General features: G+C 51.3%; 17 protein-coding genes. 7 read left to right on the forward strand and 10 right to left on the reverse strand.

The genetic code is table 11. The features are described 5' to 3' along the window. Positions 1 to 62: 62 nt before the first annotated feature. The 9 genes from J5069_RS11385 to J5069_RS11425 form a co-directional block, all read right to left on the reverse strand. Positions 63 to 458, reverse strand: coding sequence for a DoxX family protein (locus tag J5069_RS11385; RefSeq protein ID WP_264644367.1), 396 nt, complete (start codon positions 456 to 458; stop codon positions 63 to 65). Positions 459 to 647: 189 nt separating this feature from the next. Continuing rightward, on the reverse strand, positions 648 to 932 hold the full coding sequence (locus tag J5069_RS11390) for a YqjK-like family protein (protein ID WP_264644002.1): 285 nt from the start codon (positions 930 to 932) through the stop codon (positions 648 to 650). Then, entirely contained in the window at positions 929 to 1,324 is a 396-nt protein-coding gene (locus J5069_RS11395; protein ID WP_264644003.1) for a phage holin family protein, read from the reverse strand. The genes J5069_RS11390 and J5069_RS11395 overlap by 4 nt, the downstream gene beginning before the upstream one ends. 24 nt (positions 1,325 to 1,348) lie before the next feature. Next, positions 1,349 to 1,654 carry a DUF883 family protein gene (locus J5069_RS11400; RefSeq protein ID WP_222159365.1) on the reverse strand — a complete coding sequence of 102 codons (306 nt, stop codon included), beginning with the start codon at positions 1,652 to 1,654 and terminating at the stop codon, positions 1,349 to 1,351. 185 nt (positions 1,655 to 1,839) lie between these two features. Then, positions 1,840 to 2,259, reverse strand: a complete 420-nt coding sequence (locus J5069_RS11405) for a DUF1090 domain-containing protein (protein ID WP_264644004.1) — start codon at positions 2,257 to 2,259, stop codon at positions 1,840 to 1,842. 6 nt (positions 2,260 to 2,265) lie between these two features. Further along, the gene (gene mzrA, locus J5069_RS11410; RefSeq protein WP_264644005.1) at positions 2,266 to 2,646 is read right to left on the reverse strand and encodes an EnvZ/OmpR regulon moderator MzrA; all 381 of its coding nucleotides are present in this window, start codon (positions 2,644 to 2,646) and stop codon (positions 2,266 to 2,268) included. A gap of 1 nt (position 2,647) precedes the next feature. Next, complete coding sequence (locus J5069_RS11415; RefSeq protein ID WP_264644006.1) at positions 2,648 to 3,322, reverse strand: DedA family protein; 675 nt, start codon at positions 3,320 to 3,322, stop codon at positions 2,648 to 2,650. A gap of 414 nt (positions 3,323 to 3,736) precedes the next feature. Further along, positions 3,737 to 4,513 (reverse strand): transcriptional regulator ExuR, encoded by a 777-nt coding sequence (gene exuR, locus J5069_RS11420; RefSeq protein ID WP_264644007.1) that lies wholly within the window; start codon positions 4,511 to 4,513, stop codon positions 3,737 to 3,739. A gap of 249 nt (positions 4,514 to 4,762) precedes the next feature. Continuing rightward, complete coding sequence (locus J5069_RS11425) at positions 4,763 to 6,061, reverse strand: MFS transporter (RefSeq protein WP_264644008.1); 1,299 nt, start codon at positions 6,059 to 6,061, stop codon at positions 4,763 to 4,765. A 547-nt stretch (positions 6,062 to 6,608) separates the two neighbouring features. Here J5069_RS11425 and uxaC point away from each other — a divergent pair. The 4 genes from uxaC (at position 6,609) to J5069_RS11445 (ending at position 11,715) form a co-directional block, all read left to right on the forward strand. After that, entirely contained in the window at positions 6,609 to 8,018 is a 1,410-nt protein-coding gene (uxaC, locus tag J5069_RS11430; RefSeq protein ID WP_264644009.1) for a glucuronate isomerase, read from the forward strand. Between the two features lie 109 nt (positions 8,019 to 8,127). Continuing rightward, complete coding sequence (locus tag J5069_RS11435; RefSeq protein ID WP_264644010.1) at positions 8,128 to 9,579, forward strand: tagaturonate reductase; 1,452 nt, start codon at positions 8,128 to 8,130, stop codon at positions 9,577 to 9,579. A 17-nt stretch (positions 9,580 to 9,596) separates the two neighbouring features. Next, on the forward strand, positions 9,597 to 11,090 hold the full coding sequence (locus tag J5069_RS11440; protein WP_264644368.1) for a UxaA family hydrolase: 1,494 nt from the start codon (positions 9,597 to 9,599) through the stop codon (positions 11,088 to 11,090). A 91-nt stretch (positions 11,091 to 11,181) separates the two neighbouring features. After that, positions 11,182 to 11,715: a YgjV family protein gene (locus tag J5069_RS11445; RefSeq protein WP_264644011.1), complete on the forward strand. Its 534-nt coding sequence runs from the start codon at positions 11,182 to 11,184 to the stop codon at positions 11,713 to 11,715. Positions 11,716 to 11,774: 59 nt separating this feature from the next. Here the strand turns inward: J5069_RS11445 and sstT are convergent, their stop codons facing one another. Then, a complete protein-coding gene (gene sstT, locus J5069_RS11450) occupies positions 11,775 to 13,022 on the reverse strand; it encodes a serine/threonine transporter SstT (RefSeq protein ID WP_264644012.1) in 1,248 nt (415 codons plus the stop codon). 617 nt (positions 13,023 to 13,639) lie between these two features. Here sstT and J5069_RS11455 point away from each other — a divergent pair. The 3 genes from J5069_RS11455 (at position 13,640) to J5069_RS11465 (ending at position 14,715) form a co-directional block, all read left to right on the forward strand. Further along, positions 13,640 to 13,885, forward strand: a complete 246-nt coding sequence (locus J5069_RS11455) for a hypothetical protein (protein ID WP_264644013.1) — start codon at positions 13,640 to 13,642, stop codon at positions 13,883 to 13,885. Between the two features lie 313 nt (positions 13,886 to 14,198). Further along, the gene (locus J5069_RS11460; RefSeq protein ID WP_264644014.1) at positions 14,199 to 14,585 is read left to right on the forward strand and encodes a nitrogen fixation protein NifS; all 387 of its coding nucleotides are present in this window, start codon (positions 14,199 to 14,201) and stop codon (positions 14,583 to 14,585) included. Next, the gene (locus tag J5069_RS11465; protein WP_264644015.1) at positions 14,569 to 14,715 is read left to right on the forward strand and encodes a hypothetical protein; all 147 of its coding nucleotides are present in this window, start codon (positions 14,569 to 14,571) and stop codon (positions 14,713 to 14,715) included. The genes J5069_RS11460 and J5069_RS11465 overlap by 17 nt, the downstream gene beginning before the upstream one ends. Positions 14,716 to 14,790: the final 75 nt, after the last annotated feature.

Here is a 14,790-nt window from a genome sequence, read left to right on the forward strand (position 1 = left end):
CGCTGGTGCGAAAGGGTATGCCTGGTGTTGGCATCAGACTGCTTTGGTATAAAACTACGGTATTACCACTTTTTATTCAAAATACGGTCGATGCTGAAAGCGCCTGGACCCGTTACTGCCAGCAGCAGAAAACCGCCTGCGATGGTCAGGTTCTTCAGGAACATCAACTGATTTACGCCTTCGGCAAAGTTAGTGTGAAACAGCAGGGCAGTTAGCAGCGTGAATCCTGCCGTGAAAAGGGCTACGGTGCGAGTCAGAAGACCGAACAGCACCGCCAGGCCACCGCCCAGCTCCAGCAGAATGGTCAGCGGCAGCAGAAAAGTCGGAACGCCCATCGCCTGCATATATTGCGCGGTGCCCGCATAAGCATCACCCAGTTTGCCGTAACCTGCCACGATGAACAGGATTGGCATAAAGATGCGAGCGATAAGCAGCGCAGTATTTTCTAAATTTTTCATCATTTGTCTCCAAGGGAAAGGGGGGCTGGCAACAGGTCTGTATGCCGCTCTACAGCAGGATATCTCTGGGGATATCATCTGCACATCCGGTATGGAGCAAATACTATGGGGGAAATGATTTGGATTCCAGCGAGTTAAATTGTCTGTTTTTTTCAGAAAATCTGAATATGTGCCAGCAATCCGTGGTGCCTAGCGGGGCGACAGCGTTTTGCGCAGCAGCCGTAGTGCTCCCAGCAGGCCAATGCCGCGTCTGGCCCAACGAATCAGCCGGTTTGGGTGGCGCACGCCATACAGCGCGGCAGCGCCGGAAGCGAGCAGCCAGTAGCGACGCCACGCCATGATGCGCAGCCAGTAACCATCGTAGCGGGCTGTTTTTTCCAGCCACACTCTTCTTTCATAAATCACATCGATACGCTGCTGCTCAATCTGGCGTAACAGTCGGGTCTTTTCTTGCCGGCGCTGCTGACGATTCATTTTTCCTCCTCTTCCAGCAGCGCTCTGTCGGTGCGAAGTTCTTTACGCGTGGCTTTGAGCAGCGTGGCGCGACGCGCCTTGGCGAGTGTCCACAGGCCGATAATCAGTGCCAGACCCAGCAGCGTGGCGGTGATCCAGGCTAATGCCAACAAACGGTATTCTGGCTCCAGACCCCAAATAATCAGTGCAATCAGGCTCATCAGACCGAATGCGGCGAAAATAAGGGTGAGTCCGGTGAGCAGCAGCAGCTGCAACAGATGATTCTTTTCTTCTTCTAACTCAATGACAACCAGACGAAGGCGCGTTTCCACAATGCCGACAAGCAGCGTCAGGATACGCTGCGCTGAAGCAATAGCCCCGCTAGCGGGGCCCTGTCGTTGTTTTTCAGTCATAAAAAATTACTGAACTCCCGTCAATCAGCGGCGTGCCAGCAAAACGCCCAGCACAACCCCTACCGCAGCGCCGATACCTACGCCGGTCCACGGGTTCTGCCGAACATAGTCATCCGCGTAATCAGCAGCTTCTTTGGTCTGGTTAACGATACGTTCGCCGGTTTCACTTAACCGTGAGCGCGTGTCCTTCAGTGCGCTTTCCGCTTTGCTGCGTAATTTTTCCAATTCCGCTTTGGATTTATCGCTTGAGGAGTTCAAGACTTCTTCCAGGGTATCCGCCAGTGATTTCAACTCATTGCGCAACAGTTCAGATTGTTGATCTTTAGCCATGATTAACTCCTTTTGGATAAATAACGAGTATTAACTATAGCTCAACTTTTACGATTGGAATGGCGAAGTGGGACGAGATAATTCTGATAAGCTGCTGTAAGCGCTGGGTAATACCATAAAACGCGCCCAACCTGGGTCTATGAACATGGGGTGGGCGGCAATCAATACCAGCGGAACCTGATGGATTACTGCCCACCGGCAGCGGTGATTTCCTGCTGGGCCGCACGCAAGTCTTGCTGGGCTTCGGCGAGTTTTCCCTGCCGTTTTTGAATCTTGTCCGCATTGGCACCGGATTGCTGGCTTTCGCGTAATTCCGCTTCTCGCTCCGCGACTTTCGCTTGTTTCTCAGCCAGATTTTGCTGACGTTTGACGCGCAGGTCATCATCCTGACAGTGAGTTTGCACACTGCGCAGCGCCGTCTCCAGACCTTGAATCTGGCCTGCGTTACGGTGCTGGCGAGCCTGCGCCAACTGCTGTTCGATATCATAGGCTTTGGCTGCGCAGGTGCCTGCTGGCGGTACTTTTGCGTCAGCGGCATAGGCGTTGATGGTGCAGAACGCCAGACTTGCGATAACAAATCCACGGAAAACGGCTACTTTTTTCATATCATTTCACCCCAGTGTTGCAGTTTTTTGCGTGAGCTTTTGCCGCCAGAAAGGAACGGGCTTAGGCGGCTGCTGAGTGATGATTTTTGCCTGCGGAAGCGAGGATCGGAGTGCTTCACGCGCGGCAAAGGTCTGCTCCGATGAAGCCAGCCTGACAATCAGACTGTCCGGCGCAGGGGTAATGCTTTTGATGGCGATACCACGCTCATTAAGACGCTGGTAAACGTAAAAGCCATCAGGGAGCGGGGCACCCTGATGGTGAGGAAAAATTTGCAGCAACGTTTCATCCTGTTGACGGCTCGGTGTCTGGGTCAGCAGGATAATCGGCAGCATCACCAGGATCATCATGCGCCAGATGGCTTTCAGATAACGCCAACCGAATAACACGTTAGTTCCCTTTTCCAGCATTGTCGGCGCGTTTCTTACGCCACAACACCAGCAGTGAACCGAACAGACCGACGAACAATAACACCAGTGGCAACATCATCAGGCAAAACATCAACTCGTCTTCATACTTCATGAAAAGCGGCGTCTTGCCTATCGCAAACCCGAGCGACACCAGGATCAACACCCACAGCAGCCCGCTCATCCAGTTGAAAAACTGAAAGCGCGTATTGTCCAGCCCAGAAAGCCCGGCAATGGTAGGCAGCAGCGTGCGAACAAAGGCGAGAAAACGGCCAACCAGCAGCGCGGACAACCCATGACGGTGGAACAACAGATGCGCACGCTGGTGATAGTGTGCGGGGAGATGAGAGAGCCAGCCTTGTACTACCCGGGTATTCCCCAGCCACTTCCCTTGAATATAGCTTACCCAGCAGCCAAGGCTGGCGGCGGTGGTTAACAACGCAATAGTGAATGCATAATTCATCGTACCTTTGGCAACCAGCACGCCGACCAATACCAGCAGGCTGTCTCCGGGCAGAAAGGCCGCGGGTAACAGACCATTTTCCAAAAACAGGATCATGAACAGAATAAAATAGAGCGTCCAAACCAGTTTGGGGTCAGCGAGAATATCGAAATTTTGGTGCCAAAGCGCATTAACAAGTTCTTTAATTAATTCCATTCGGTATTCCTAACACAACAGCATGCTACGTGGCCCATCGGCGATGAAATACACCGACTGCAAGGGTCATTATGTACACCGGCTCGCCATGGTGAGCGCTGTTAGAGTAGAACATACCGATGTTCATCTATCTCATTAGCTTAATCCATTTTGCCCGACGAACGTGTATTGTTGCGTCTTGGCGGCAGTAACGCCGGAAATACCGGATTAAGCGTTAAAAAGAGCTTCTAACTGTAACAAAAGCCTAAAGGTTGAGATAGAGAATTATCACAGGAAAATGTGAGATTTATCGCTGCTATTTGAGAGAAAAGGTTTTTTTGCGCCCGATTTTACATTTTTTGACACTAACGGGTATTTTCAGACGTTTTTGCCTCTGTTAAGTGACAGAGGCGACAGGTTTTTTTGTGCGGGTGCTCAGGATTTGTGCGCAGTGATCGGCTCAAGATGCACGACGGGATTTTCGGCAAACATATAGCGGTCAACGTTGAATTCGAAGTCATCGGTGGTGGCACGAAACAGCATTTGCTTGGTGTTTTCCAGGTGCTGCCACATCGCCAGCTTGGCGGCGTAGGGATCTTTGCGGATCAATGCTTTAAGGATTTGATCGTGCTCTTCGCACCAGCTTTCTATCGAACGGTCGTCAATGTGTTCGTGCAATTTAAGCCAGTAGGGGTTGTGTATCCGCTGGCTCCACATTTTTTCCACGATAGTGGCCATGGCGGAGTTCTGTGTCGCTAACGCCACCTGAATGTGAAACTTCAGATCCCACTCGGAATCACGGAAACGGTCCTCCTGACGCGCATATTCCTGAATCTCCATCAACTGGACAATGTCTTGACGCGTCACCTGAGTCGCCGCAAATTCGGCAATATTGCTTTCGATTAACTGGCGTGCCTGCAACAGCTCAAACGGTCCGGCAGTGACAAACTCGATATCGCTGCCACTGGGGACGCGATGACTTTGCTGATTGGAGATGACGTGAATGCCTGAGCCTTTGCGCACCTCGACGTAGCCTTCCACTTCCAGCATGATGATCGCCTCGCGCACTACCGTGCGGCTGACGTTCATCTCTTCTGAAATGTAGCGTTCGGCGGGTAACTTCTCGCCAACAAGATAAACGCCACTTTCGATGCGCTGTTTAAGTTCTGCGGCTAACTGTTGGTATAGTCGACGGGGCTCAGTGAGTGCCATATCTTTGCTCTTTAATAGATGACGGTCCGTAAATGGGGAACCTTTCCTTGCGACTTTCCTGCGCCGCAACCTCACCACAGGGGCGAAAAAAGGCTGAGAAAACCATCGCGTCGAGATTTGTTATACCACTTATTCGTGAAGCCGACCAACATCAAGGTCACAGTTATGCATTATCAGCCTGCAATAAAAATGCCCGATAACCGGGGTTATCGGGCATCAAGACGGGTTTAACCGCGAGACAGGCAGTGATTAATGCTGCTGTGCCGCCTCGAGCGTTGCCGGTTGTTCTGCTTGCACCGCAGGACGGTCTTGCAGAATGACCCAGATCAGAATGGCACCCAGCACGTCAAAGGCTGCCAGCACGGCGAACAGCGGACCGAAGCCGATGGTGTCTGCCAATGCGCCAACTACCAGGGCAAACAGGGTGCTCGCCAGCCAGCCAGCGCCGCCGGTCAGCCCGTTAGCGGTAGCCACTTCGTTACGACCGAACACGTCAGAAGAGAGCGTGATCAAGGCACCGGACAGCGACTGGTGCGCAAATCCACCTACGCACAGCAGCGCGATAGCAACATAAGGACTGGTGAACAGGCCGATAATCCCAGGGCCAATCATCAATACCGCACCCAGCGTGACCACCATTTTACGCGAAACGATCAGGTTCACTTTGAAATACTTCTGGAACAGCATCGGCATGTAGCCCCCCAGCACACAGCCAAAGTCGGCAAACAACATCGGCAGCCAGGCAAACATGGCGATTTCTTTCAGGTTAAAGCCATACACCTTGAACATAAACAGCGGGATCCAGGCGTTAATCGTGCCCCAAGCCGGTTCAGCCAGAAAACGCGGCAGTGCGATACCCCAAAACTGGCGGTTACGCACGATCTGCCAGGCAGACATCTTCTTGGCGTTATTCGACTGATGCTGAGATTCTTGACCATTCAGGATGTAATCGCGTTCCTCATCGGTCAGCTTTTTCTGGTCTTTCGGGTGTTTATAAAACGCCAGCCAGCACAGTGCCCACACCATGCTCAAGGCACCGGTGATGATAAAGGCCATTTCCCAACTGTGCATCACGATGGCCCAAACTACTAACGGCGGCGCGATCATGGCACCGATCGAGGAACCGACGTTGAAGTAACCTACGGCAACGGAACGCTCTTTGGCCGGGAACCATTCACTGCTCGCCTTCAGGCCCGCAGGGATCATGGCGGCTTCGGCCATGCCGACCAAACCACGCGACAGCGCCAGACCTTGCCAGCTGTTTGCCATTGCCGTACTGGCACAGAAAATAGCCCACAGGATGGCGAACATGGCGTAGCCGACTTTGGTGCCCAACAGGTCCAGCACGTAACCGGCGACAGGTTGCATGACGGTATAGCAGGCGGAATAGGCAGCAATGATGTAGGAGTATTGCTGTGTCGTGATATGTAACTGATCTTGCAACGTCGGGGCGGCAACGGCGATAGCATTACGTGTCAGGTAACCGAGCACGGTGCCAATGGTCACCAACCCGATCATATACCAACGTAGCCCTTTGATTTTACGCATTTGTGTTTTCTCTCCGAGTCAAAAAAATAACACCGTGCCGCTAGCTGTGCTAACAACCGGTGTCGTATTAGCCAACAAGGTTGGCTAGCGCACCTCCCAGAAGGGCGCAATCGCAGAGTTTCAGTAACGGAGTAGGTTTGTGGCGTCATATGCGCTTACTTTTAGGAAGGTGGCAAGGCGCATCGATAAGGACGCCTTGCCGCCTTTTACTCTCTTGAAACCTGCTTTTGATTTGGACCAGAATTTTTTCTCTTGGGAATGGAATAGAGATTGAATACCGGTTCAAGACGGCGCTACAATAATTTGTCATACAACTTTAAAAGTTGAGTGACATCACAAAACCATTATATTTATGCGGAATTGCTAAAATTTGTTCGATATCGGCCTGTGTTGAGAGCTTGCTGCGCGGTGTCCTGACCAATTTGCCAGGCGTATGATTTTTTGCGATCATGACCTCACTAATGATATGAGATATCCAGCATAATTGGTGTGATATCTTTCAACAAAGGCCAATGTTGTGCCTGAGCGCACGGTGAGGAAGAAGAGTATGCCCCAGTTTCTTAGCGAAGATTTTCTGTTAGACAGCGAATTTGCTCGTCGTTTGTATCATGACTATGCGGCTGATCAGCCTATTTTTGATTACCATTGCCACTTGCCGCCTGAACAGATTGCAGAAAACTACCGCTTTAAAAACCTGTATGACATCTGGTTAAAAGGTGATCACTACAAATGGCGTGCCATGCGTACTAACGGCGTGCCGGAGCGTCTTTGTACCGGTGATGCCAGCGACTGGGAGAAATTCTCCGCCTGGGCAGAAACCGTACCGCACACCATTGGTAACCCGCTGTACCACTGGACGCATCTGGAACTGCGCCGCCCGTTTGGTGTAACAGGTACGCTGTTAGCACCGGGTACGGCGAAAGAGATTTGGGATCGCTGCAACGCCTTGCTGGAGCGTGATGAATTTACCGCGCGCGGCATCATGCAGCAGATGAACGTGAAAATGGTCGGCACCACTGACGACCCGATTGACGATCTGCGCCATCACAAAGCCATCGCCGCGGATGGCAGCTTTAACGTCAAAGTGCTGCCGAGCTGGCGCCCGGACAAGGCCTTCAACATCGAGTTGGCGACCTTTAATGACTACATGGCGAAACTGGGCGAAGTGTCTGATACCGATATTCGTCGTTTCAGCGATTTGCAGACCGCGCTGACCAAGCGTCTGGATCACTTTGCTGCGCACGGCTGTAAAGTTTCTGACCACGCGCTGGACGTGGTGCTGTTTGCCGAAGCCGACGAAGCGACGCTGGATGGCATTCTGTCTCGTCGTTTGGGCGGTGCTGCGCTGAACGATGTGGAAGTGGCGCAGTTCAAAACGGCCGTACTGGTATGGCTGGGGGCGGAATATGCGCGTCGCGGTTGGGTACAGCAGTACCACATTGGTGCACTGCGTAACAACAACCTGCGTCAATTTAAACTGCTGGGGCCAGACGTTGGTTTCGACTCCATCAATGACCGTCCGCTGGCGCAAGAACTGTCTCGCCTGCTGAGCAAGCAGAATGAAGAAAACCTGCTGCCGAAAACCATTCTGTACTGCCTGAACCCGCGCGATAACGAAGTGCTGGGCACCATGATCGGTAACTTCCAGGGTGAAGGCATGCCGGGCAAAATGCAGTTTGGTTCTGGCTGGTGGTTCAACGATCAGAAAGACGGCATGCAGCGTCAAATGACACAGCTGGCGCAACTGGGCCTGCTGAGCCGCTTTGTCGGTATGTTGACCGACAGCCGCAGCTTCCTGTCTTACACTCGCCATGAGTATTTCCGTCGCATCCTGTGCCAGATGATCGGCCGCTGGGTAGAAGACGGCGAAGCACCGGCAGACATCAACCTGCTGGGCGACATGGTGAAAAACATCTGTTTCGATAACGCTAAAAACTATTTCGCCATCGAATTATAAGACCGTGGGCGCGCGCAGGTGCGCGCGCCTTGACATGTATCGTGGGCAAGGTGACAGGGCGGTAACAACCTGACCCCGATCGCACTTCCTGTCCTGAGGTAGCTTCTTAATGCAAACATTGAATCGTCGTGACTTCCCTGGTCGTCAACATCCTGATCGTATTATCCAATTCGGTGAGGGTAACTTTCTGCGCGCGTTCGTCGACTGGCAGTTGGATTTGCTAAACGAACATACCGATCTGGATGCGGGTGTGGTGATCGTTCGTCCGATTGATACCGATTTTCCGCCTTCATTAGACACTCAGGATGGGCTGTATACCACAATCATTCGCGGTTTGAATGAGCAGGGTGAAGCGGTGCGTGAACCGCGCCTGATCCGCTCTGTTAACCGTGAAATCAACATTTACCGTCAGTTTGACGAGTATCTGGCACTGGCACATGACGCCAATATTCGTTTCGTGTTCTCCAACACTACCGAAGCGGGCATCAGCTATCACGCCGAAGATCGTTTGACGGATACGCCGCCGGTCAGCTATCCGGCAAAACTGACGCGCCTGCTGTTTGAGCGTTTCAACCACTTCAACGGTGCTGCCGACAAAGGCTGGGTGCTGTTGCCGTGTGAACTTATCGATTATAACGGCGTTGCACTGAAAGAACTGGTGCTGCGCTATGCCGCGCAGTGGGAACTGCCGCAGGCCTTTGTCACCTGGATTAACGAAAACAACACCTTCTGCTCCACGCTGGTTGACCGTATTGTGACGGGCTACCCGCGCGCCGAAGTGGAAGCGCTGCAACAGGAAATGGGCTACCAGGATACCTTCTGGGATACCGCTGAATACTTCTACCTGTTTGTGATTCAGGGGCCGCAATCGCTGGCACAAGAGCTGCGCCTCGACAAGCTGGACCTGAATATCCGCATCGTTGACGATATCAAGCCGTACAAAGAACGCAAAGTGGCGATTCTGAACGGTGCACACACCGCGCTGGTGCCGGTCGCCTTCCTGGCCGGGCTGGATACCGTGGGCGAATCCATGAATGATGCGCAAATCAGCAGCTTTGTGGAAAAAACCATTGCCGAAGAGATCGTTCCGGTGCTGGATTTGCCGCACGATGAGCTGACGTCCTTTGCCCAAGCGGTACTGAGCCGTTTCCGTAACCCGTTTATTCAGCACCAGTTGTTATCCATTGCCCTGAACGGCATGACGAAATTCCGCACCCGTATCCTGCCGCAACTGCTGGCCTACCGTGAGCAGAAAGGGGCATTACCGGCGCGTCTGACCTTTGCATTGGCAGCGCTGATTGCGTTCTACCGCGGCGATCGCAACGGTGAAGCCTATCCGCTGCAAGATGATGCGCACTGGCTGGAACGCTATAGCACCCTGTGGCACGGCGTTAACGATCGCACCACCTCGCTGCAAGCGCTGGTTACCACCGTGCTGAGCGATGCGGATCACTGGGAACAGGATCTGACACAGGTGCCGGGATTGGTAGAACAGGTTACGCAGCAACTGCAAGCGATCGTCGATCGCGGCATGAGAGCGGCAGTAGAAGGGTATTGTTAATGGCTGAAGATTTATCGATGCAAAGCATCATCAAAATCCATGCGCTGGACAATGTGGCCGTTGCGTTGCGTGATGTTGAGCAAGGCGAAACGGTAGCGGCGGGCGGCGTCACGGTGACGCTGCCGCAGCCGGTGGCGCGCGGACACAAATTTGCGCTTTATGACATCGCACCGGGCGAGATGATCGTGAAGTACGGTTTGCCAATCGGTCATGCGTTAGCGGCTATCGCATCGGGGCAGCATATTCATTCCCAGAATGCCAAGACCAACCTGAGCGATCTGGATGAGTATCAGTACCAGCCGGAATTCATGACGCTGCCGGCACAGATGGCCGATCGTGAGGTACAGATCTACCGTCGTAACAACGGTGATGTCGGGGTGCGTAATGAGCTGTGGATCCTGCCGACCGTGGGCTGTGTAAACGGCATAGCGCGTCAGATCCAGACCCGCTTCCTGAAAGAAACCAACAATGCTGAAGGCATTGACGGGGTGTACCTGTTTACCCACCCGTTTGGTTGCTCGCAGTTAGGGCAAGACCATGAAAACACCCGTACCATGCTGCAAAACATGGTGCGTCACCCCAACGCGGGTGCGGTGCTGGTGATTGGACTTGGCTGTGAAAACAATCAGGTAGACGCATTCCGCACCACGTTAGGCGACTATGACGCAGAACGTGTTACTTTCATGATCTGCCAACAGCAGGATGATGAAGTCGAAGCCGGGTTGGAGCGTCTGCATGCATTGTATGAAACGATGCGTCACGACCAACGCGTTCCGGGCAAACTGAGCGAGCTCAAGTTTGGTCTGGAGTGCGGCGGCTCGGATGGTTTGTCAGGCATTACCGCCAACCCGTTGTTGGGGCGTTTCTCGGATTACATGATCGCCAACGGCGGCACCACCGTGCTGACGGAAGTGCCGGAAATGTTTGGCGCAGAGCGTATTCTGATGAGCCGTTGCCGCGATGAAGCGACGTTTGAAAAAACGGTCCACATGGTCAATGACTTCAAACAGTACTTTATCGAGCACAACCAGCCGATTTATGAGAACCCCTCGCCGGGTAACAAGGCCGGTGGTATCACCACGCTGGAAGAGAAATCACTGGGCTGTACTCAGAAAGCGGGACAGAGCAAAGTGGTTGACGTGCTCAAGTATGGTGAACGCCTGCATACGCCGGGGTTGAACCTGCTCAGCGCACCGGGTAACGATGCGGTGGCTACCAGCGCGCTGGCAGGCGCGGGTTGCCATATGGTATTGTTCAGTACCGGTCGCGGAACGCCTTACGGCGGTTTTGTACCCACGGTGAAACTGGCAACCAACAGCGAGTTGGCACAGAAAAAACCGCACTGGATCGACTTTGATGCCGGCCGCCTGATCCATGGGGTGGAAATGGACGATTTGCTGACCCAGTTTGTGGACATGATCGTGCAAATTGCTGATGGCAAAAAGCTGGCGAAAAACGAGATCAATGATTTCCGTGAACTGGCGATATTTAAAAGTGGCGTAACGTTGTAAAACCTCCCGCTTTTAATTAAAATGAAACGGCGTTCCATTTATTGGCGCCGTTTTATTTATTTTCACCACTCCTTTTCCCAAGGCACAGATCATGACGAGCTATTGGTTTGCTCAGGCAGTGGGGGCGATTGCCTTCCTGGTGGGGATTACCGTATTTTTCAACCGTGACGATCGCAAATTCAAACTACAGCTTTCCCTCTATAGCGCCATCATCGGTATCCATTTCTTTTTGATGGGGGCAAATGCCGCAGGTGCCAGCGCACTGCTGAATGCCGGACGTACGGTGATTGCCACGCGCACCCACAACCTTGTTGTGATGTTTGCCTTTATTATTCTGACGCTGGTGTTTGGGCTTTCTGGTCTTAAGCATGCGGTTGAACTGCTGCCAATCATTGGTACGCTGATCAGCACCTGGGCGCTGTTCCGCACCAGCGGGTTGACCACGCGCTGCATCATTTGGTGCGCTACACTGTGCTGGGTAATACATAACGTATGGCTTGGTTCAATCGGCGGTTCGCTGATTGAAGGCACGTTTTTGATTCTGAATGGCTACAACATCATTCGTTTTTGGCGCATGCAGAAGCGTGGATTGGACCCATTCCGGGCTGAAACGCAATCGCGTTAACGTCGTTATTGCTCCGTTTTCCCTCACCTTCAGACAGACGATGAGGGAAACGTGCAGCCTTACAGCAGGTTCAGCCGCTCTTTCTCTGCCAGCTTGGCATCTTCCGCATCACACACCGCCGCGGTAAAGATAACGTCCGTCGAGGAGTTCACTGCGGTTTCCACCGAGTCTTGAATCACGCCGATGATAAAGCCGACGGCGACCACCTGCATGGCTACGTCATTGGCGATACCAAACATGCTGCACGCCAGTGGGATTAACAGCAGCGATCCTCCTGCCACGCCGGATGCGCCGCAGGCGCAAATGGCGGCGACCACGCTAAGCAGCAACGCGGTTGGCATATCGACATGGATGCCCAGCGTATGCGCGGCAGCCAACGTCAGGACGGTGATGGTTACCGCCGCGCCCGCCATGTTAATGGTGGCACCCAGCGGAATAGCGACAGAGTAGGTGTCTTCATCCAGATTCAGCTTGCGACACAGCTCCATATTCACCGGGATGTTTGCCGCTGAGCTGCGGGTGAAAAAGGCGGTAATACCGCTTTCCCGCAGGCAAGTCAGCACCAGCGGATACGGATTGCGGCGAATTTTCCAGAATACAATCAGTGGATTGATAACAAACATCACGATCAGCATGCCGCCGACCAGCACGGTCAACAGGTGAGCATAACCCCACAGTGCATCAAAGCCGGTTTCTGCCAGCGTAGAGGCAACCAGGCCAAAAATCCCGAGCGGTGCAAAACGAATGACCGTGCGCACCAGCAGAGTAACGGCATCCGATGCATCATTGATAAAGGCTTTGGTGGACGGTGAGGCGTGGCGAAACGCGATGCCAAAACCGACTGCCCACACCAGAATACCGATGTAGTTAGCGTTGATCAGCGCGTGTATCGGGTTGGCAACCACGCTCATCAGTAACCCTTTCAGCACTTCAACAATGCCCGCTGGCGGCACGATATCGGCAGACTGTGCACTCAGGGTCAGCGTGGTGGGAAACAAAAAGCCCAACACCACCGCGACCAGCGCCGCCGAAAAGGTGCCGATGCCGTAGAGGATCAGGATGGGGCGGATATTGGTTTTTTGCCCTTGCTGATGATTGGTGATGGAGGCCATCACCAGAACCAGCACCAGTACTGGTGCCACGGCTTTCAATCCGCCGACGAACAGCGTACCGAGCAGGCCGACGGCAAGGGCGGCGGAGGGCGATAACAATGCGAGGGTAATACCTAGAGCCAGCCCGATAACGATTTGCTGCACCAGGCTGCCTCGCGTTATATAGCGGAAAATTGCAGAGTATGTATTTTTCATAAAATAGGCGGTATTCCCGTTCCATAAGCTGACAAGGGTTGTGTGGTAGCACGTTGCAGGATGAAAACCTCTGGAGAATGCAATGGGTTTTTTTTCATAACCTGTAACAAAGTGTTTGCGCAGAGCAGTATAGGGAAAAGAGGCATTAAAAAAAGCAATGGCACACGATTTTGTGCGGCGGGTCATTCATAAATCGCCTTAATCAGCAGGGGGATGACCAGAGAGATAGCGACAGGAATAGGGAATAGATCGATCAGCATCATTTTGGGGCCGAGCAACACCAGGCGGGTACACCGTAACCGCTGAACCCAGTTCAGAGGTTCATTACGGAATGTTGGCGTATGCTGTTTATGGCGCTTATTGCCGGTTTAGATTAGTTTTTTCATGAGTTACCTCGAATTACGCGTTTACTCACTGAGTTCCGTGTCTACTATTGCTGGATAAGAATATATAGATAATTATATTGTTATGTAATTTATTTATTCTCGGATATAATCAGAAATTTGCGGACAGGTTGTCTGAATATAATGAAATATCCAGCAGTAGTAAGCTCCGTACAGATTTAATTTATCTTATCTCATTCACAGATGCCATTGCAAAGGATAATAATTATTCCTATGATGACTATCAAAAAAAGAATCGAGGAGATTCTACGTTTTAAACATTCAGAGCGTCAATATAACATTGATATGTTGCATTCAGATGGTTTGCATATTGATGCAGTACTTTCTTTTTATCTTTACGAAATAGGTATGAATGCTAAAGCAAAAGAGTTATTGCTGAGTGTCAAATCATGTGGCTTCCATACAGAACTTATTGATAGCTACTTACGTCAAATGTCTTATAACAATAATGAGGAATAAATAGCTGTTCCAAATAGTAAATTACCTTGGGGGAACCACGTTGAACGGGTGTAGTTGGCATTACATGACATACTGACCCGTAACCATTGTTGTCTTCTATGTGATTGTTGCTGAAAAAATACGCCATTTTAGTAAACGGTAATAAATCAATGTTTATAACATCATTTTGTTTACTTTTTGTGCATTGTAGTTCGAGGGAAATCAAGATGAAAATAATTGCGTTGAATTTAAGGAATAATTGAAAACAAGCATGGTGATGAAAAATATTATTTAGCTGGAACCTTGCGCATCGGCACTTACAAAGGTATTTAGGATGGTAAAAGAAAAAATATACTTCATCTATATGCCATCCCCAATGCTTGGACGTAGCCCAATACAGGGGATTAATGGGGCTGGTTTTTTCGGGAATCTATTTGGGGTATACACGGAAGATAAATACATATCGAAATTGAAAACGGAATTAGAAAGAAGGAATCTACACTGGAGTATAGAGAGAGATAACACAGAATCTGATATACAGAAACTTATTGAACAAAAAGCCAAGTTATTTGTCTGTGCTCCTGGGCTTAAATATCAGTTCTACAGAGGAGGGTTTGATAAAGAAAATATAATTTATTTAAGTATGATTGAATATGCAAGCAATATTACTCATAGGGTGTTCAAAAGAATAGATGAGTTAGAAAATGAAAGAAAAAAATAATGTCATTTTGAAAGAAATTACTAATGAATTAGTATTATCCTTTGTTTCAGGTGGTAATGGTACAGGTAATCCAGCTCCGACAGGTTCTGGTACATGTGTTGGTGGCCCAATAGGCGGTAGTCGTGGGTGAACGATGGAAAAATTTTTCAGGATGAGGGGGATGGCAAGTCAGTGCTGGTAGAAATCGCCTCCTGTTACGGAGGCG

Source organism: Candidatus Symbiopectobacterium sp. NZEC127 (genome assembly GCF_025962675.1).
Lineage (GTDB): Bacteria > Pseudomonadota > Gammaproteobacteria > Enterobacterales > Enterobacteriaceae > Symbiopectobacterium.